At 70.8% G+C, this 18,132-nt stretch carries 16 protein-coding genes; 6 read left to right on the top strand and 10 right to left on the bottom strand.

The features are described from left to right. Positions 1–266: 266 nt before the first annotated feature. The 6 genes from ACIQUQ_RS33715 to ACIQUQ_RS33690 form a co-directional block, all read right to left on the bottom strand. Positions 267–1,661 carry an 8-oxoguanine deaminase gene (locus ACIQUQ_RS33715; protein WP_403983708.1) on the bottom strand — a complete coding sequence of 465 codons (1,395 nt, stop codon included), beginning with the start codon at positions 1,659–1,661 and terminating at the stop codon, positions 267–269. Positions 1,662–1,879: 218 nt separating this feature from the next. Further along, positions 1,880–2,803, bottom strand: coding sequence for a factor-independent urate hydroxylase (pucL, locus tag ACIQUQ_RS33710; protein ID WP_399940841.1), 924 nt, complete (start codon positions 2,801–2,803; stop codon positions 1,880–1,882). 5 nt (positions 2,804–2,808) lie between these two features. Next, positions 2,809–3,201: a hydroxyisourate hydrolase gene (gene uraH / locus ACIQUQ_RS33705; protein WP_399940838.1), complete on the bottom strand. Its 393-nt coding sequence runs from the start codon at positions 3,199–3,201 to the stop codon at positions 2,809–2,811. A 2-nt stretch (positions 3,202–3,203) separates the two neighbouring features. Further along, complete coding sequence (gene uraD / locus ACIQUQ_RS33700; RefSeq protein WP_403983705.1) at positions 3,204–3,710, bottom strand: 2-oxo-4-hydroxy-4-carboxy-5-ureidoimidazoline decarboxylase; 507 nt, start codon at positions 3,708–3,710, stop codon at positions 3,204–3,206. A 164-nt stretch (positions 3,711–3,874) separates the two neighbouring features. Then, a complete protein-coding gene (locus tag ACIQUQ_RS33695; RefSeq protein ID WP_399940834.1) occupies positions 3,875–4,258 on the bottom strand; it encodes a helix-turn-helix domain-containing protein in 384 nt (127 codons plus the stop codon). Beyond that, the gene (locus ACIQUQ_RS33690) at positions 4,258–4,506 is read right to left on the bottom strand and encodes a hypothetical protein (protein WP_399940831.1); all 249 of its coding nucleotides are present in this window, start codon (positions 4,504–4,506) and stop codon (positions 4,258–4,260) included. Before ACIQUQ_RS33690 ends, ACIQUQ_RS33695 begins: the two co-directional genes overlap by 1 nt. Positions 4,507–4,631: 125 nt before the next feature. Between ACIQUQ_RS33690 and ACIQUQ_RS33685 the strand changes: the two genes are divergently transcribed. From ACIQUQ_RS33685 to ACIQUQ_RS33675, 3 genes are all read left to right on the top strand, one after another. Next, positions 4,632–5,465, top strand: coding sequence for a TIM barrel protein (locus ACIQUQ_RS33685; protein WP_403983702.1), 834 nt, complete (start codon positions 4,632–4,634; stop codon positions 5,463–5,465). Between the two features lie 65 nt (positions 5,466–5,530). Next, positions 5,531–6,421: a 2-hydroxy-3-oxopropionate reductase gene (locus ACIQUQ_RS33680; protein WP_403983700.1), complete on the top strand. Its 891-nt coding sequence runs from the start codon at positions 5,531–5,533 to the stop codon at positions 6,419–6,421. 228 nt (positions 6,422–6,649) lie between these two features. Continuing rightward, positions 6,650–8,107, top strand: coding sequence for a catalase (locus ACIQUQ_RS33675; RefSeq protein ID WP_403983698.1), 1,458 nt, complete (start codon positions 6,650–6,652; stop codon positions 8,105–8,107). Between the two features lie 473 nt (positions 8,108–8,580). Here the strand turns inward: ACIQUQ_RS33675 and ACIQUQ_RS33670 are convergent, their stop codons facing one another. Continuing rightward, positions 8,581–10,011, bottom strand: a complete 1,431-nt coding sequence (locus tag ACIQUQ_RS33670; protein ID WP_403983696.1) for an MFS transporter — start codon at positions 10,009–10,011, stop codon at positions 8,581–8,583. A 194-nt stretch (positions 10,012–10,205) separates the two neighbouring features. Then, a complete protein-coding gene (gene gcl / locus ACIQUQ_RS33665) occupies positions 10,206–11,993 on the bottom strand; it encodes a glyoxylate carboligase (protein WP_403983694.1) in 1,788 nt (595 codons plus the stop codon). Between the two features lie 235 nt (positions 11,994–12,228). Between gcl and ACIQUQ_RS33660 the strand changes: the two genes are divergently transcribed. Then, positions 12,229–13,071: a hypothetical protein gene (locus tag ACIQUQ_RS33660; protein WP_403983692.1), complete on the top strand. Its 843-nt coding sequence runs from the start codon at positions 12,229–12,231 to the stop codon at positions 13,069–13,071. A gap of 66 nt (positions 13,072–13,137) precedes the next feature. Further along, a complete protein-coding gene (locus ACIQUQ_RS33655; RefSeq protein ID WP_403983690.1) occupies positions 13,138–13,626 on the top strand; it encodes a glutathione peroxidase in 489 nt (162 codons plus the stop codon). Positions 13,627–13,811: 185 nt separating this feature from the next. Here ACIQUQ_RS33655 and ACIQUQ_RS33650 read toward each other — a convergent pair whose 3' ends face one another. Together ACIQUQ_RS33650 and ACIQUQ_RS33645 are read right to left on the bottom strand one after the other, a co-directional pair. Beyond that, positions 13,812–15,341 carry an AMP-binding protein gene (locus tag ACIQUQ_RS33650; protein ID WP_403983688.1) on the bottom strand — a complete coding sequence of 510 codons (1,530 nt, stop codon included), beginning with the start codon at positions 15,339–15,341 and terminating at the stop codon, positions 13,812–13,814. A 128-nt stretch (positions 15,342–15,469) separates the two neighbouring features. Beyond that, on the bottom strand, positions 15,470–16,672 hold the full coding sequence (locus ACIQUQ_RS33645; protein WP_403983686.1) for a winged helix DNA-binding domain-containing protein: 1,203 nt from the start codon (positions 16,670–16,672) through the stop codon (positions 15,470–15,472). 146 nt (positions 16,673–16,818) lie between these two features. Here ACIQUQ_RS33645 and ACIQUQ_RS33640 point away from each other — a divergent pair, with 146 nt between their 5' ends. Then, positions 16,819–17,994 carry a magnesium and cobalt transport protein CorA gene (locus ACIQUQ_RS33640; protein WP_403983684.1) on the top strand — a complete coding sequence of 392 codons (1,176 nt, stop codon included), beginning with the start codon at positions 16,819–16,821 and terminating at the stop codon, positions 17,992–17,994. Positions 17,995–18,132 lie beyond the last annotated feature (138 nt).

The raw sequence follows: 18,132 nt of genomic DNA, 5'->3' as shown, positions 1-18,132 counted from the left end.
CCGGTCGGTTAACACGTCGGCAGGTGACGTGGGTGTCAGGGAGGTGGATCAGTCCTGTGCGGTGTTCGGTTGGGAACGGATGCCCGATTTGTTCAGGGCATGCCAAAACAGACGGGAGGGGGGTGGCGTGTGTACGTACACGAGTCACCGCCCCGGGGGGTGCGGGCACTGACGTCCGCACCCCCCGGGAACGGCTGCCGCGGACCCCGCTCGGGTCCGCGGCCACCGGCCGGGGGCCGTCCCCCCCGGCCGGATTCCGTGGGGGATCAGGCCTGCGCGGCGATCCGCGCGAGGCGCTGGGCCTCTTCCCGCGTGGACACGGCGATGGCGTCCTCGTCCGCGGTCAGCAGGCGGTTGTTCTCGACGATCTGCTTGCCGTTGACGAACGAGGCCGTCACCGGGGCCGCCGCGCCGAAGACCAGGGCGGTCACCGGGTCGGCGATCGAGGAGTGCAGGAAGGTGCTCAGGTTCCAGAGCACCAGGTCGGCGAGCTTGCCGACCTCGAGCGATCCGATGTTGTCGGCGCGGCCGAGCACCTGGGCGCCGCCGTAGGTGCCGAGGCGCAGCGACTGGCGGGCGTTGAGCGCGGCCTCGCGGTGCACCGGGTTCAGGCGGTTGATGAGCAGCGCGTTGCGCAGCTCGGTGTGCAGCTCGCCGGACTCGTTGGAGGCCGTGCCGTCGACGCCGAGGCCGACCGGGACGCCGGCGGCGAGCATGTCCGGGACGCGGGCGATGCCGGCGGCCAGACGGGCGTTGGAGGACGGGCAGTGCGCCACACCGGTCTTGGTCCGGGCGAAGGCGGCGATGTCGGAGTCGTTCATGTGGACGCTGTGCGCCATCCACACGTCCTCGCCCAGCCAGCCGGTCGACTCGAAGTAGTCGGTCGGGCCCATGCCGAAGAGCTCGTGGCAGAACTTCTCCTCCTCGACCGTCTCGCTGCCGTGCGTGTGCATGCGCACACCCAGGCGGCGGGCCAGCTCGGCGCCCTGCTTGAGCAGCTCGGTGGAGACCGAGAAGGGGGAGCAGGGGGCCACGGCGACCTGGGTCATCGAGTCGAAGGACGCGTCGTGGAACTTCTTGACGGTCGCCTCGGTGTCGGCCAGGGCGCCCTCGAGGGTCTCGACGGCGTGGTCCGGCGGCAGGCCGCCGTCCTTCTCGCTGCGGTCCATGGAGCCGCGGGCGAGGGTGAAGCGGACGCCCATCTCGGACGCGGCGCGGATGATCGAGCCGGAGAGGTCGCCGGAGCCCTTGGGGAAGACGTAGTGGTGGTCCATGGCGGTGGTGACACCGCCCTTGGCCATCGCGGCGAGGGAGCCCTGCGCGGCCGAGTACGTCATCTGCTCGTCGATGCGCGCCCAGGTCGGGTACAGCGCGACGAGCCAGTTGAAGAGGTTGTGGTCGGTCGCCAGGCCCCGCGTGATCCACTGGTAGAAGTGGTGGTGCGTGTTGACCAGGCCGGGCGTCACGAGGTGGCCCGTGCCGTCGATGCGGCGTACGACGTTCTCGAGGTTCTCGGGGGCCTTGCCCGCGCCGATGGCCTCGATCTTGTTGCCGGCGATGACGATGTGACCCGAGGCGTACTCGGTGTCGTTGGCGTCGACGGTCGCGATCGCACAGTTCTCGATGACGATGCGCTCGACCGCGCTGTCAGTGGCTGCCATGGGGCTTCCTCGTGCTTTCAGTGGCGGTGCGGGCACGGCAGGACCCAGGGGATTTGAGTGCCGAAACCGGGGGCCTGGCAGCTGACAGTACTGCCGCCCCGTGTGATGCTCCGGGTGCCGAGTTCAGGAAGTTCTGGGGTGTTGCGGGGGGGGCCGCGCCCCGGGGCCACTGCGGTACCCCGGGACGCGTGCCGGCCTGGCCGGCCGGACGGGCGGTCCTACAGGTTGGTCAGGTCCACCGGGATGCGCGCGTCGGCGCCGTCGCGGAGGATGGTCGCCTCGATCAGACCGTAGGGACGGTCGGCGGCGAAGTACACCTCGTTGTCGTTCTTGAGGCCGAAGGGCTCCAGGTCGACCAGGAAGTGGTGCTTGTTCGGGAGCGAGAAGCGGACCTCGTCGATCTCCGAACGGTGGTTGATGATCCGCGAACCCATCTGGTACAGGGTCTGCTGGAGCGACAGGGAGTAGGTCTCCGCGAAGGCCTCGAGCATGTGCTTCCGGGTGGCCTCGTAGGACTTCTCCCAGTTCGGCATGCGCTGCTCGTCGTCGGTCCAGTTGAACCGCCAGCGGCCCGACACCTGGGTGGCCAGGATGCGGTCGTACGCCTCCTGCAGGGTCGTGTACTTGTCCTTCACGTAGCCCCAGAACTCCGAGTTGGTGGAGTTCATGACGATCAGGTCCTTGAGGCCGGAGATGACCTCCCAGTTCTGGCCGTCGTACGTGATCTGGGTGACGCGGGTCTCCTGGCCCTTGCGGACGAAGGAGTGCTTCACCTCGTCGGCGCCGATGAACTTGGAGTTCGCGTCCGAGGTCTGGATCCGCTCCCAGGCGTACTCCTCGATGCGGATCCGGGCGCGGCCGATCGGCTCCTGGCTGTTGACGAACCAGCGGGCCAGGTGGATGCCGAACTGCTCGGCGGACTCGATGCCGTACTCCTTGGCGAACGCGTACACCGTGTTCTTGGTGGTGTCCGTCGGCAGGACGTTGGCGTTGGAGCCGGAGTAGTGGACGTCGTCCATGTCGCCGGAGAGCGCGACCGAGACGTTCAGGTCCTTGATGTGGTGGGTGTCGCCGTCCCGCGTGATCTTGACGACGCGGTTCTCTGCTTTGCCGTACTGGTTCTGGCCGAGAATCGTGGGCATGTCTGCTAGCTCCCTCGGTAAACGGAGTAGCCGAACGGGTTGAGCAGCAGCGGTACGTGGTAGTGCTCGCCCGGGTTGACCGCGAAAGTGATGGTCACCTCGGGGAAGAACGCACCGCTGTCCCTTACGCGGGGGGCGTCCTGCTGCGCCTCGGCGGCTTGCTTCTTGGAAAAGTACGTCTCGGTCTCGAAGTCGAGGCGTACGTGGGTGGTGCCCTCCGGCAGTGCCGGCAGGTCCTTGCAACGCCCGTCGGCGTCGGTGGCGGAACCGCCGAGGGCCGCCCACTCGCCGTCGAGGCCGCTGCGGGCCGACAGGGAGATGGCGACGCCCTCCGCGGGGCGGCCGATGCTGGTGTCCAGGATGTGCGTGGACACCGACGCGGTGGTCTCGGTGCTCATGCTCACTCTCCTTCTGCGAGGCGGGTCAGACGGATCCGGTTGATCTTGACGAGTTCTCCGCGGGCGATCTCCCGCTCGACCTCGTCCGAGTTCTCGATCCGGACCTTGACCGCGTCCCGCATCTGCTCACCGGTCGCACCGGTGGCGCAGATCAGGAAGACGTGGCCGAACTTCTCCTGGTAGGCCAGGTTCAGTTCGAGCAGCTCGGCCTTCAGCTCCTCGGACGCCCCGGCCATGCCGCGCTGCTCGCGCGCGGAGGTCGGGTCACCCGGCTTCGGGCGGCCGATCGGCGGGTGGCCCGCCATCGCCTCTTCCAGGTCCGCGGTGGTGAGCTCCGCCATGGCGGCGTCGCTCGCGGCGAACAGGGCGTCGGCGCTGGTGAAGGGGCGCTGGGCGAGCAGCTTGCTCACCCAAGCCGAACTGGCGCACACCTCGTGGAGCTCGGCCTGGGCCGCGGCGTCCACCAAGGTGTTGAACCGGGCGAGGCCCGGTGTCGTACTCGAAGTCACGGGAAGCCTCCGTGGCCGATGTGCTTGGCCTTGTGCTTTGACGGGCTTCGCATAGCTAACGCCCTCCACAACACCGCGTCAACACTTTGTTGAAACTTCCGGTACACAAAAGCCGCCGCCCGGTTCAATCGGGCGGCGGCTCGTGACAACGGGTGATTCCGGCGTCACCCTTGGCTGTTCTTGTTGGGGTTTTCCCTGTTCAAGTAGTTGTAGACCGTGAAGCGGCTTACGCCCAGAGCGCCGGCGACCGTCTCGACGCCGTGCCGCACCGAGAAGGCGCCCCGCGCCTCCAGTATGCGCACGACGTCCTGCTTCGCCTTGCGGTCCAGCTCCGACAGGGGCATCCCGTGCCGGCGCTCCAGCGCCGCCAGGATGTGGTCCAGGGAGTCCGACAGCTGCGGCAGCCGTACGGCGAGCACGTCCTCGCCCTCCCAGGCCAGCACGACGTCGTCGGGCTGCGCCAGGGACGGGTCCATCAGCTCGCCGCCCATGGCGTCGACCAGCGGCTTGACCGCTGCGACGAACGGGTGGTCGCGGGGCTCGGTCATCAGGTGTCCTCCCGGACCACGTTGACCTGCAGCGAGACGCGGGTGGCCCCGGCCTCCAGCGAGTCGCGCAGCAGCGCGGCCACCGCGGTCAGCACGGCGTCCGCCCCGCCCTCGGCCGTATTGCCGAAGGGGCCGACATCCACCGCGTCCAGCTGCGCCTTCTGGATGACCTCCCGGGCCGCCACGGCGTGGGCCGGGGCTTCCTCGAGGTCGAAGGGCTCGGTCGTGAACTCCACTCTCAATCGCACGCGGCCAAGCTACCCCGAGGTACGGAAAATCCGGCAGGTCCCACTTGACATTCGCGCAGCAGCCCATGCAACCTTCCATCAAGCAGAAAACAACTTCCGCAATACGGAAGGAGCGCATACCCCTCATGGGATACACGGACCAGCGCTTCGATGTGAACCTCTCGATCCTCTTCACGGAACTCCCGCTCCTGGAGCGCCCCGCGGCCGCCGCCGCGGCCGGCTTCACCGCGGTCGAGCTGTGGTGGCCCTGGATCGAAACCCCCACCCCGGCTCAGGAGGAGCTCGACGCCCTCAAGAAGGCCCTTGAGGACGCCGGCACCCAGCTGGTGGGCCTGAACTTCTACGCCGGCCAGCTCCCCGGACCGGACCGCGGCGCGGTATCCGTCCCCGGTGAGGAGTCGGACCGGTTCCGGGCGAACATCGACGTGGCCGCGGACTTCGCCGCCTCGGTCGGCTGCAAGGCGCTCAACGCGCTCTACGGCAACCGCGTCGAGGGCGTGGACCCCGCCGTCCAGGACGAACTCGCCCTGGAGAACCTGGTCGTCGCGGCCCGCGCCGCCGACCGCGTGGGTGCGATCCTCCTGATCGAGACCCTCAACAAGCCCGAGTCTCCGCTCTACCCGCTGGTGAGCGCGCCGTCCGCGATCGAGGTCGTGGACAAGGTGAACGAGGCGACCGGCCTGGGGAACGCCAAGTTCCTGCTCGACCTGTACCACCTGGCGATGAACGATGAGGACCTCTCCGAGGTCATCGAAAAGTACGCCGCCAAGACCGGGCACGTCCAGATCGCCGACAAGCCGGGCCGTGGCGCTCCGGGCACCGGCGACCTGCCCCTCGAGGAGCTCCTCGACCAGCTCAGGAAGGCTGGTTACGAGGGCTACGTCGGCCTGGAGTACAAGGCCGCCGACGCCGCCGCGTCCTTCGAGTGGCTGCCGGCCGAGGCCCGCGCGGCCAAGTAGGTCGGGGCGAAGGCCCAGACACCGCTCGAACTTTTCGTACGTAGCTTTAAGAGAAGGACCTCATCATGAGCAACCTCCCCAAGATCGCGTGGATCGGCCTCGGCATCATGGGCTCCCCCATGTCCGAGAACCTCCTGAAGGCCGGCTACTCGGTCACCGGCTTCACCCTGGAGCAGGACAAGCTGGACCGCCTCGCGGCGGCCGGCGGCACCGCGGCCGGCTCGATCGCCGAGGCCGTCAAGGACGCCGACGTCGTCATCACGATGGTGCCCGCCTCCCCGCAGGTCGAGGCCATCAACTACGGCCCCGCCGGCATCCTGGAGAACGCCAAGTCCGGCGCGCTCATCATCGACATGTCGTCGATCACCCCGCAGACCTCGGTCGACCTGGCCAAGAACGCCGCCGAGAAGGGCATCCGCGTCATCGACGCCCCGGTGTCCGGCGGCGAGGCCGGCGCCATCGAGGCCGTGCTGTCCATCATGGTCGGCGGCGAGCAGGCCGACTTCGACGAGGCCCTCCCGATCCTCGAGGCCCTCGGCAAGGTCATCGTCCTGTGCGGCCCGCACGGCTCCGGCCAGACGGTGAAGGCCGCCAACCAGCTCATCGTCGCGGTCAACATCCAGGCCTGCGCCGAGGCCGTCGTCTTCCTCGAGAAGTCCGGCGTGAACCTCCAGGCCGCCCTGGACGTCCTCAACGGCGGTCTGGCCGGCTCCACGGTCCTGACCCGCAAGAAGGACAACTTCCTGAACCGCGACTTCAAGCCCGGTTTCCGGATCGACCTGCACCACAAGGACATGGGCATCGTCACCGACGCCGCCCGCAACGTCGGTGCGGCCCTCCCGGTCGGCGCGGTCGTCGCCCAGCTGGTCGCCTCGCTGCGCGCCCAGGGTGACGGCGGCCTGGACCACTCGGCCCTGCTGCGCGCCGTCGAGCGCCTCTCCGGCGCCCAGGTCTGAGCCTGACGCCGCCCCTGCGGGGGCGGCGCCTCCCCTCCGGGGGACCTGAGTTTCCGGACGGTGCCGGTGCTGACACCTGTCCTGTCGCGCCCAAGCGCCGGCACCGTCCGGATCACCTCTCCTCCATCTTTCTTCAACAAACTGTTGACGTTGCGTTCCGCCTGAAATTAGGCTCATCCGCATGGCGGAAGACGCTTTCCGTCAGCAGCTCCCGTACGGAAGGTCACCATGTCGAAGCGCGTGCTTACGACCGAGTCCGGCGCCCCGGTCGCCGACAACCAGAACTCCGCCACCGCCGGCGTCGGTGGCCCGCTCCTCATCCAGGACCAGCAGCTCCTCGAGAAGCTCGCCCGCTTCAACCGTGAGCGCATCCCGGAGCGCGTCGTGCACGCCCGTGGCTCGGCCGCGTACGGCTACTTCGAGGTGACCGACGACGTCACCGCCTACACCTCGGCGAAGTTCCTCAACGAGGTCGGCAAGAAGACCGAGACCTTCCTGCGCTTCTCCACCGTCGCCGACTCCCTCGGTGGCGCGGACGCCGTCCGCGACCCGCGCGGCTTCGCGCTGAAGTTCTACACCGAGGACGGCAACTACGACCTCGTCGGCAACAACACCCCGGTGTTCTTCATCAAGGACCCGATCAAGTTCCCCGACTTCATCCACTCCCAGAAGCGCGACCCCTTCACGGGCAAGCAGGAGGCGGACAACGTCTGGGACTTCTGGGCGCACGCCCCCGAGGCGACGCACCAGATCACCTGGCTGATGGGCGACCGCGGCATCCCGGCCTCCTACCGCCACATGAACGGCTACGGCTCCCACACCTACCAGTGGACCAACGCCCAGGGTGAGGCCTTCTTCGTCAAGTACCACTTCAAGACGAACCAGGGCATCCGCTGCCTGTCCTCCGAGCAGGCCGCCGAGGTCGTCGGCAGCGACGCGAACTCGCACCAGACCGACCTGCTCCAGGCCATCGAGCGCGGCGTGAACCCGAGCTGGACCCTCTACGTCCAGATCATGCCGGCCGCCGAGGCCGCGGACTACCGCTTCAACCCGTTCGACCTCACCAAGGTGTGGCCGCACGCGGACTACCCGCTGCAGCGCGTGGGCCGCCTGGTCCTCGACCGCAACCCGGAGAACGTCTTCGCCGAGGTCGAGCAGTCCGCCTTCTCCCCGAACAACTTCGTCCCGGGCATCACCGCCTCGCCGGACAAGATGCTCCAGGGCCGCCTGTTCGCCTACGCGGACGCCCAGCGCTACCGCCTCGGCGTGAACCACACCCTGCTGCCGGTGAACGCCCCCAAGGCCACCACCGCGCAGAACTACGGCCGCGACGGCGCCATGGCGCTGCGCAACGGCTCGCGCCACGACAAGAACTACGAGCCCAACTCGTACCAGGGCCCGGCCGAGACCGGCGACGCCCTCGGCGCCCCGCTGGCGGTCTCCGGCTACACCGGCACCCACGCGGCCCCGGCCCACACCAAGGACGACGACTTCTTCCAGGCCGGCGAGCTGTACCGCCTGATGTCCGAGGACGAGAAGCAGCGTCTGGTGGCGAACATCGCCGGCGGCCTGTCGCAGGTCTCCCGCGAGGACGTCATCGAGAAGAACCTGGCTCACTTCCACGCCGCCGACGCCGACTACGGCAAGCGCGTCGAGGAGGCCGTCCGCGCCCTGCGCGAGGACTGAGCCCACAAGGCCGCGCTCGGGACCTGACGGGAGGTCAGGACCTGGGCGCTGAGCCCGGCACCGCGGACCCGGATGAGGGGTGGTTCGTCGGTGAAGGGTTCAGGACGAGGACCGTGGCGGCGTGCGAGCCAGTGCGGTGGTAATGGGTGTTCGCAGGCCCGTCCCTTGACCTGAGGGGGACGGTGCCGGGACGCCCGTCGCCCGCCGCCACGGTCCCAGCCACTCCTCTGCCCACAGGGGCCACGCACAGAGCCCCCTGTAGGTGAGGACCCGGACTCCCGTGAGGGATCCACCCAGACTCCGCCCGGCGGTGCGAACGTCCTGTCGCGCCAGCCTCGTTCCGTCGGGCGGTCACACCTCCCAGGCCAGAGCGCCGGGTTTGCGGACGGTCCCGCGAACCCGGCGCTTTGTCGTTCCCGGCCGGATCGTCCGCCCGGTACGGGGTTCCCGGTACGGGGTTCCCGGTACGGGCCTCAGTGCCGGGCGGTGATCTCCTCCGGCAGCCGGTACGAGGCCAGGAGGGCCACGACCAGCAGCCCCACCACCGCCAGGGCCGTACCGGCCAGCGCCCCGCCCGGGCCGTACCCGTGGTCGCCGTACGCCGACCAGCAGGTGACCAGCAGCGCGACGCCGAAGGCGTTGGCCAGCTGCTGCGCGGCGTTGAGCACGCCCGCCGCCGAGCCGGTCTCGGGCCCGGTGACCCCGCCCAGGATCACGTCGAACAGCGGCGGCACCACCAGCCCCATGCCCAGCCCCGTGACCAGGGTGGCCGGGGCCAGCCGCCAGCCGCTGGTGGCCCACCCGGCCGGCCCGGCCAGGAGCGCCAGCAGCACGAGCCCCAGCAGGCTCACCACGATGCCCGCCTGGATGACCAGCCGGCCCTTGCGCCGGGCCAGCGCGGAGGCCGGACCCGCGGTCAGCGCCATGCCGAGCGCCAGCGGGGCCACGGAGTACCCGGCACCCTGCGGGGACATCCCCAGCGGGCCCTGGAGGAAGAGCGAGAGCACCAGCGTCACCCCGCTGAAGGCGGCGAAGAACGCGGTGACCACCACGATGCCGCCCGTGTAGGCGGTGTTCCGCAGCAGGCTGGGCAGCACCAGCGGGCTGGGCCGGCGCGGCTGGAGCCGGGCGAAGAGCCAGAAGCCCGGCGGACCGGCCGCCAGCAGCACCAGGGACCACCAGGGCCAGCCCAGGCCGGGGCCCTGCACCAGCGGGTAGACCAGGGCGGCCGAGGCGGCTCCCGTCAGCAGCATGCCGGGCAGGTCCATCCGCAGCGCGGGGTCGGCCTCGCCGCGCGGCATCCAGCGCAGCGCGCCCAGCACCGTGAGCAGGCCCAGGGGCAGGTTCACCAGGAAGACGGCCCGCCAGCCCGTGCCGAACAGGTCCGCGCCGACGAGTACGCCGCCCAGCACCGGGCCCCCCACGGCGGCCACGCCCAGGACCGGGCCGAAGAACCCGAAGGCCCGGCCGAGCTCGGGGCCCCGGAAGACCTCCTTCAGCAGGCCGAAGCCCTGCGGCAGCAGCAGTGCCCCGAGCGCGCCCTGGAGCGCCCGTCCGGTGATCAGCCAGCCCGGCTCGGTGGCCAGCGAGCACAGCGCGGAGGCGAGGGTGAAGCCGGCGCTGCCGATCAGGAAGAGCCGGCGCCGCCCGTACCGGTCCCCGAGCCGCCCCGCGGTGATCAGCAGCACGGCGAAGGGCAGGGTGTAGGCGGCCTGGAGCCACTGGCCGAGCTCGCGCCCGCCCCCGAGGTCCGCGGCCACCTCGGGGGCGGCGATGCCGGTGATGGTGGCGTCGAGCAGGTCCATCACGTCGGCGGTGAGCACCAGCGCGAGGACGGCCCAGCGGTACGGGTACGGGGCCGCGGCGGGGGGCGTCTTCCCGGCGGTGTCCAGGGCGGTTTCCATGGCCGGAAGCTCCCAGAGGCCGGGCGAGCCCCGGTCGAGCCGGACCGGACCTGCCGGGAAGCCGGACGGGCCTGGAGGGGCTCCGGAACGCGAAGCGGCCCCCGTCCCTCCCGGAGGAGGGGCGGGGGCCGCTTCGTGCGGGGCGGGCAGTTCGTGCTGCCCGCCCCGCGGTCCTGGGGCCTGAAGGGCCTGGATCAGACCTGCAGGGCCTTGATGGCGGTCGGCGCGTGACCGGGCTCCGTGGCGAGCTCCTCGAACTCGGTCACGTCGCTCATGTCGACCGTCTTGCTCATCGCGATGTTGGTGACGCGCTCCAGGATGGCCTCGACGACGACCGGGACCTGGTGCTCGGCGGCCAGCTTCTTGGCCTGCTCGAAGGCCTCGCCCAGCTTCTCCGGGTCGGTGACGCGGATGGCCTTGACGCCCAGGCCCTCGGCGACCTTGACGTGGTCGACGCCGTAGACGCCGAGCTCCGGGGTGTTGATGTTCTCGAACTCGAGGTTGACCTCGAAGTTGATGCCGAGACCGCCCTGCGCCTGACGGATCAGGCCCAGGTAGGCGTTGTTCACGAGGACGTGGACGTAGGGGACCTTGTGCTGGGCGGCGACCGCCAGCTCCTCGATCATGAACTGGAAGTCGTAGTCGCCGGACAGGGCGACGACCGGGACGTCCGGCTGCGCGGTGGCGGCACCGATGGCGGCCGGGATGGTCCAGCCGAGCGGGCCGGCCTGGCCGCAGTTGACCCAGTGGCGCGGCTTGTAGACGTGCAGGAACTGCGCGGCGGCGATCTGCGAGAGGCCGATGGTGGTGACGTAGCGCGTCTCCGGGCCGAAGGCCTTGTTCATCTCCTCGTACACGCGCTGCGGCTTCATCGGGATGTTCTCGAAGTGCGTGCGGCGCTGCAGGGTGGCCTTGCGCTCCTGCGCCGAGGCGGCCCAGGCGGTGAAGTCGGGGAGCTTGCCCGCGGCCTTCCACTCCTTGGCGATCTCGATGAAGAGCTCCAGGGCGACCTTGGCGTCGGAGGCGATGCCGTAGTCCGGGGCGAAGATCTTGCCGAGCTGGGTGGGCTCGATGTCGACGTGGACGAACTTGCGGCCCTTGGTGTACGCGTCCAGGTTGTAGCCCGTGTGGCGGTTGGCCCAGCGGTTGCCGATGCCGATGACGGTGTCGGACTCCAGGAAGGTCGCGTTGCCGTAGCGGTGCGCGGTCTGGACGCCGACCATGCCGGCGGCCAGCTCGTGGTCGTCCGGGATGGTGCCCCAGCCCATCAGGGTGGAGATGACCGGGATGCTGGTCAGCTCGGCGAACTCGACCAGCAGGTCGGAGGCGTCGGCGTTGATGATGCCGCCACCGGCGACGATCAGCGGGCGCTCGGCCTCCAGGAGGAAGCTCAGGGCCTTCTCGGCCTGGGCACGGGTCGCGGACGGCTTGTAGACCGGCAGCGGCTCGTAGGTCTCCGGGTCGAACTCGATCTCGGTCAGCTGGACGTCGATCGGCAGGTCGATGAGGACCGGGCCGGGGCGGCCGGAGCGCATCAGGTGGAAGGCCTGCTGGAAGACGCCGGGGACCTGCGCGGCCTCCAGGACGGTCGTCGCGGCCTTGGTGACGGGCTTGGCGATCGTCGCGATGTCGACGGCCTGGAAGTCCTCCTTGTGGAGCTTCGAGACCGGGGCCTGGCCGGTGATGCACAGGATCGGGATCGAGTCCGCGATGGCGGAGTACAGGCCGGTGATCATGTCGGTGCCGGCGGGGCCGGACGTGCCGATGCAGACACCGATGTTGCCCGCCTGGGCACGGGTGTAGCCCTCGGCCATGTGCGAGGCGCCCTCGACGTGGCGGGCGAGCGTGTGGTTGACGCCGCCGACGTTCTTGAGCTCGCGGTAGAAGGGGTTGATCGCAGCGCCGGGCACGCCGAAGGCCTGCGTGACTCCTTCGCGCTTGAGGATCTCCACTGCCGCGGCGGCGGCTGTCATACGAGGCATCGGTACTCCTGCGATCAGGCTGTTTCCGTCATCCGGAAAATCTGTTCTGCTATGCGAAACAATCTAGGAGGCGTCTTCCGGCGCGTCAAGGCGGTGGAGCACCCCGGAAACCACCAAATGGCGCGTAACCGCCCCGTGAGTCGCACAAATCCGGGGGACCCTCGCGCGCGCCGTCGCTTGTGGTGGACGATGGACCACGCAGAGCGACGGCGGTGGGGACGGCGGAGGGATGTCGATGGCCGAGACGTTTGCGGTGCGCTGCCCGGCGTGCGGGCGGGAGAACGCGTACGCCCCGCCGGTCTTCCCCTGCGCCTGCGGTTCCCCGGTGACCCCGCCCCTGGACCGGGTGGCCTCCCCGGTGCCGCTGACCCACCGGAACTGGTCGGAGACCTGGGTCGCGGTGCGCTGTACGGCGTGCGGGCGGCGGGACGAGTGGCCGCAGCCCGAGGTGGGCTGCTCCTGCGGGACGGTCGTACGGCTGCCCGTGACGCCGCCGGAGGCGATGGACACCCCGGTCGCCCCGCCGGCCGCGCGGCCGGCGCGCGAGGACGCGGCGGCGGCCGCACCGGCCCCGCCCGACCCCGCGCCGGACGCGGCGGAGCCGCGGGGGGAGGGCGCGCGGGACTCCGTACCCGCTCCCGGAGTGCGCGGTCCCGCGCACATTCCGCTGCCGGTGACCGGGCCGGTGCCGCGCCCGGCGTTCCGGCCGGTGACCATCCGTACCGCGCGGGACGCGGTGGCGACCGCCGCCCTGTACCTGCGCTGGCTCGGCTTCCAGGACGTGCGGCAGCCGGACGCGCGCCCCGTGCCCTCGGCCGCGGTGGACCTGCGGGCGCCCGGGCTGGTGGCGCAGGTGGACCCGACGACCGCGCCGGCCGGGCTGCGGGCGGTCGAGTGCGTCTGGCTGAACGGCCTGACCGCCTCCGCGACCAGCGTGTACTTCTCCCTGGCGGGCTACACCGAGGACGCCCGGGCGCGCGCCGACGACCTGGGCATACCGCTGTTCGTCATGGACCTCACGGGCATGCCCCAACCGGTGAACGACCCGGCGGACGAGCTGGTGGGCACGGGCGCCTGATCACTTGTTCGACGGGATCGGGCATCATCGGATGCGGCGCACACCATCCTGTCGAGGAGACCCGTCTTGAGCCTGTACGACATCCCCCTGACCACCCTGTCCGACGAGCCCACCAGCCTCGCGCCGTTCAAGGGCAAGGCCATCCTGGTGGTGAACACGGCCTCGCAGTGCGGCCTGACCCCGCAGTACTCCGGGCTGGCGCGCCTGCAGTTCAAGTACGAGGAGAAGGGCTTCACCGTCATCGGCGTGCCGTGCAACCAGTTCGGCGGCCAGGAGCCCGGCACGGCCGAGGACATCCAGACCTTCTGCGCGGCCGGCTTCGGCGTCACCTTCCCGATGCTGGAGAAGTCGGACGTGAACGGCGCGGACCGGCACCCGCTCTTCGCCGAGCTGGTCAAGACGCCGGACGCCGAGGGCGAGGCCGGCGACGTCCAGTGGAACTTCGAGAAGTTCCTGATCTCGCCGCAGGGCGAGGTCGTGGGCCGCTTCCGCCCGCGCACCGACCCGGAGTCGCCCGAGATGCTGGCGGCCATCGAGGCCGTGCTGCCGGCGTAGGCGTCCCGTCCGGTACGCCACGGAGGGGCCGCCCGCGCGGGATGCGGGCGGCCCCTGCGGCGTACCGGGTGAGGGCGGGGAGCCGCGCACCCGCGTACCCGCACCGGAGCCCCGTACCCGGTTGCCCGCGACCCGCCACCGGCCACGCGCACCGGCGAAGGCACCCGCGCCCCGCGCTCCCGGCGTCAGCTCACCTGCCGGTCGCGCCCCGCCCAGTACGGCTCGCGCAGCTTGAACTTCTGGATCTTGCCGGTCGCCGTGCGCGGGATGGCCTCGCGGAACTCGACGCTCGTCGGCGCCTTGTACCCGGCCATCCGCTGCTTGCAGTGGGAGATGATCTCGGCCTCGTCCGCGGTCGCCCCCTCGGCGAGGACCACCAGCGCCTTGATCGTCTCGCCCCACTTCTCGTGCGGGACGCCGATCACGGCCACCTCGGCGACCGCGGGGTGGCTGAAGATCGTGTCCTCGACCTCGATGGACGAGACGTTCTCGCCACCGGTGATGATCACGTCCTTCTTGCGGTCGGAGATCGTGAGGTGGCCGTCCTCCTCGTCGAGCGTGCCCCCGTCACCGGTGTGGAACCAGCCGTCCGCCAGCGCCTCCCGGGTCTCCTCCGGCTTGTCCCAATAGCCGTCGAGGACGACGTTCGAGCGGGCCAGCACCTCCCCGGAGTCCGAGACCCGGAGCTTGACCCCGAGCGCGGGCAGCCCGGCGCGGGACAGCTTGTGGGCGCGCTCCTCCGGCGGCAGGTCCTCGTCGGCCGGGCGGGACCGGTTGAAGGTGAGCAGCGGGGAGGTCTCGGTCAGGCCGTAGATCTGGGTGAACTCCCACCCCAGCTCCTCCCCCACCCGCTGGATCGTCCGGCTCGGCGGCGGGGCGCCCGCGCAGACGATCCGAACCCGGTCACGGCCGGGGACCTCGCCCTCCCAGGAGGCCGCCGCGTCGAGCACGGCGTTCCACACGGCGGGCGCCCCGCACATGAGCGTGACCCCGTGCTCGTCGACGCGGCGCAGGATCTCCGTACCGTCGACCTTGCGCAGCACCACCTGCTTCACGCCGAGGCCCGCCATCACGTACGGCATGCCCCAGCCGTTGCAGTGGAACATCGGCAGCGTGTGGAGGTAGACGTCGCGCTCCCAGACGCGGGTGTGCAGGCCGAAGGTCAGGCCGTTGACCCAGATGTTGCGGTGGGTGAGCTGGACGCCCTTGGGGCGGGCGGTGGTGCCGGAGGTGTAGTTGATCGTGGCGGTGGCGTCCTCGTCGGGGCGGGACCACGGCCGCGGCTCGACGCCGAACCGCATCAGCCCGGTCTCGGTCTCCGCGCCGAGCACGAAGCGGTGGCGGGCCTTGACGCCGGCCAGGGCGGCGTCGAGTTCCGGGTCGACGAGGAGAACGGACGCGCCGCTCTGCCGTACGACGTACTCGACCTCCTCGGGCTTGAGGCGGAAGTTCACCGGTACGCAGATCCGGCCGCTCATCGGCACCGCGAACAGCAGCTCCAGCAGCCGGGCCGAGTTGTGGCTGACCACGGCCACCCGCTCGCCCTCGCCCACGCCGAGCGCGTCGAACCCGGCCTGCCAGGCCCGGACCCGCTCGCCGAGGCGGCCGTACGTCGAATCCGGCACCGGCGGGCCGGGCTGGTCGGGCTCGTCGATCACACCGGGGCCGGCGGCGAACCCCAGCTCTGCCCGGTCGAGGAAGTCGGACACGGTCATCGGAACCCGCACTGCTCACTCCTGGCATCTCGTCTGCGTCGCACGCACGATGGACTGCGGTCGGTGTGGATGTGGATCACTGCGCATGGGCATCGTGCCGGGCGGGACGGCGGAGCACCAGTGGGCCGTCAGCCGCGGTTGACCGAGGACCGACCGGCGGAGGTGGGGGGCCCTCCGTCCACGGACCCGAACCGGACGTCCCCCTCCCCCGTCTCCGTCATGGCGGCGAGCAGGTCCTGTCCCTCGGCGGTGAGCTCGGCCCGCTGCTGCCGGGTGAGCCGGCCGAACGGCTCGACGGTGAGCACGGCGGCCGCGCCGCCCTTCGGCTGCTCCAGCCGCCAGATCCCCGCGAGGAACCCGTCGACGAGGAACGTGCAGCGCGCCTGGTTCCCCTGCCAGGTACGGCCCCGGTACTCCTCCGGGACGACGCGGGTGCGGTCGGCGTGGGAGAGGAGAAGGTTGTCGAACTCGGGCAGGAATCGGGCGGGCGCGGGGGTGTCCTCGTCGGGGCGGAGCGCGTCGGGGAGGTCGAAGAGCTCGGCGCCGGAGTCGCTCCGGAAGGTGACGAGCCGGGGCCGGAGGCGTTCGAAGGCCTCGCGGAGCCGGGTCAGCCCGGCCCAGGTCTGCATGTCCTGGACGGAGGCGGGCCCGAAGGCGGCGAGGTAGCGCAGCACGGTCGCGTCGAGGGCGGTGCCGGTGCCGGCACCGGCACCAGGGGCGTGATCCGGCGCGTCCCCGCCCCCGGACTCCTTACGTCCGAGCCAGTTGTCCAGCGTGGTGAGCCGGACCTGCCCCGACCGCCCCCAGACCCCGCGCGGGGTGACCTGGACCAGCGGCAGCAGGCAGCGCGCGGCCACCGAGAGCGCGGGCGGGTCGGCGTGCGGCCACTCCTTGAGCAGCTCCTCGCGGATCTCCGCCATCGTGCGGGGCTCGGCCTCGACGAAGCGGCGGCTGAGATCGGCGAGGCGCGGGAGGTCGACGTCCACGAGTCCCTTGCGGAAGTTGTTGATCTCCCGGTCGCGGGCGGGCTGCACGAGCGGGCGCAGCACGAGCGCGTCCTCGGCCGTGTGGGTGTGGATGGTGGAACGCATCGTGACCATGCGCAGCACCTCGCGGGACTCCATGAGGGCGGCCAGCGCCGCCGGCTCGAAGCCCTCCAGACGGGACCACAGCTGGAAGTAGGGCGGCTTCACGTTCTGCGCCTGAAGCCCCAGCAGGTGTGCCACGGCGTCCCCCGCGCCCATCGCGGAGCGGCGGAGGAGCAGCTGGCGGGCGAGGGTGGCGCGGTTGAGCGCGCGGGTGCCGAGCACGTGCTTCTTCGTGGCGTCCATGGGGACCACGCTAACGAGCATTGCGGACGATTTCGGTCCGCGATGACGATCCCACCGCCCTGCCCGTGCCCCGATTCATCCGTATATCCTGCTCGGTGTTCACAAAAGGACCCCCTGGCAGGAAACCGACCGGGAGCTGACCCGACATGGCCGAGCGCCGCGACCGCCGCCCCTCCTCTCCGCAGAAGAGGACCTCCTGGCTGCGCCCCGCCGCTCCCGCCCCCGCGCCCCCCGGCGCGCCGGCCTCCCCTTCCTCTCCCTCCTCCCCCTCCGCCGAATCCCCCGACGCCCCCGCGAACCACCGCAGCGTGGTCGAGGCCGCCCTCTACCGCGACGGGCGCAGGGTCGCGTCCCCGGCCACCCTCGCGGAGACGTTCCGGCAGCTGCGGGAGCAGTGCGACGGCATGGCCTGGATCGGCCTGCACCGCCCCACCGAGGCCGAACTCCACTCTCTCGCCGCCGAGTTCGACCTCCACCCGCTGGCGGTGGAGGACGCCCTCGAAGCGCACCAGCGCCCCAAGCTCGAACGCTACGGCGACACCCTCTTCGTCGTCCTCCGCGCGGCCCGCTACCTGGACGCCCCGGAGGAGGTCGACTTCGGGGAGCTGCACGTCTTCGTGGGCCCGGACTTCCTGATCACGGTCCGCCACGCGGCCGCCCCCGACCTCTCGGCGGTCCGCCGCCGCATGGAGGAGACCCCGGACCTCCTCAAACTCGGCCCCGAGGCGGTCCTGTACGCGATCCTCGACGCGGTGGTCGACGGCTACGCCCCGGTGGTGGACGGCGTCCAGACCGACATCGACGAGATCGAGACGGAGGTGTTCCGCGGCGACCCGGAGGTCTCCCGCCGCATCTACGAACTCTCGCGCGAAATGGTCGAGTTCCAGCGCGCCACCCGCCCCCTGGTCGGCATGCTCCACGGCCTGATGGCGGGCTTCGCGAAGTACGGCACGGACGAGGAGCTCCAGCGCTACCTCCGCGACGTCGCCGACCACGTCACGCACACCAGCGAACGCGTGGACGGCTTCCGCCAGGCCCTCACCGAAATCCTCACGGTCAACGCCACCCTGGTCACCCAGCAGCAGAACGCCGAAATGCGCGCCCTCGCCGAAGCCGGCTTCGAACAGAACGAGGAGATCAAGAAGATCTCCTCCTGGGCCGCCATCCTCTTCGCCCCCACCCTCGTGGGCACGATCTACGGCATGAACTTCGAGGACATGCCGGAGCTCAAGTGGGCCGGCGGGTACCCCTTCGCGATCCTGCTGATGGCCGTGGTCTGTACGAGCCTGTACGTGATCTTCAAGAAGCGCGACTGGCTGTAGGGCTCGGCGGAGCGGGGTCGGCCGGGGTGGACGGCAGGTCGAAGGTGTCGAGCGGGAGGCCGGCCCCGAAGGCCGTGTGAGCGGCGGCGCTCCGGGCACCGCCCCGGCACGTCGGCAGCGCGGGAGAACCTCCGCGCC

Source organism: Streptomyces sp. NPDC101118 (genome assembly GCF_044759445.1).
GTDB lineage: Bacteria > Actinomycetota > Actinomycetes > Streptomycetales > Streptomycetaceae > Streptomyces.
This window is presented reverse-complemented; position numbering and strand designations above follow the sequence as displayed.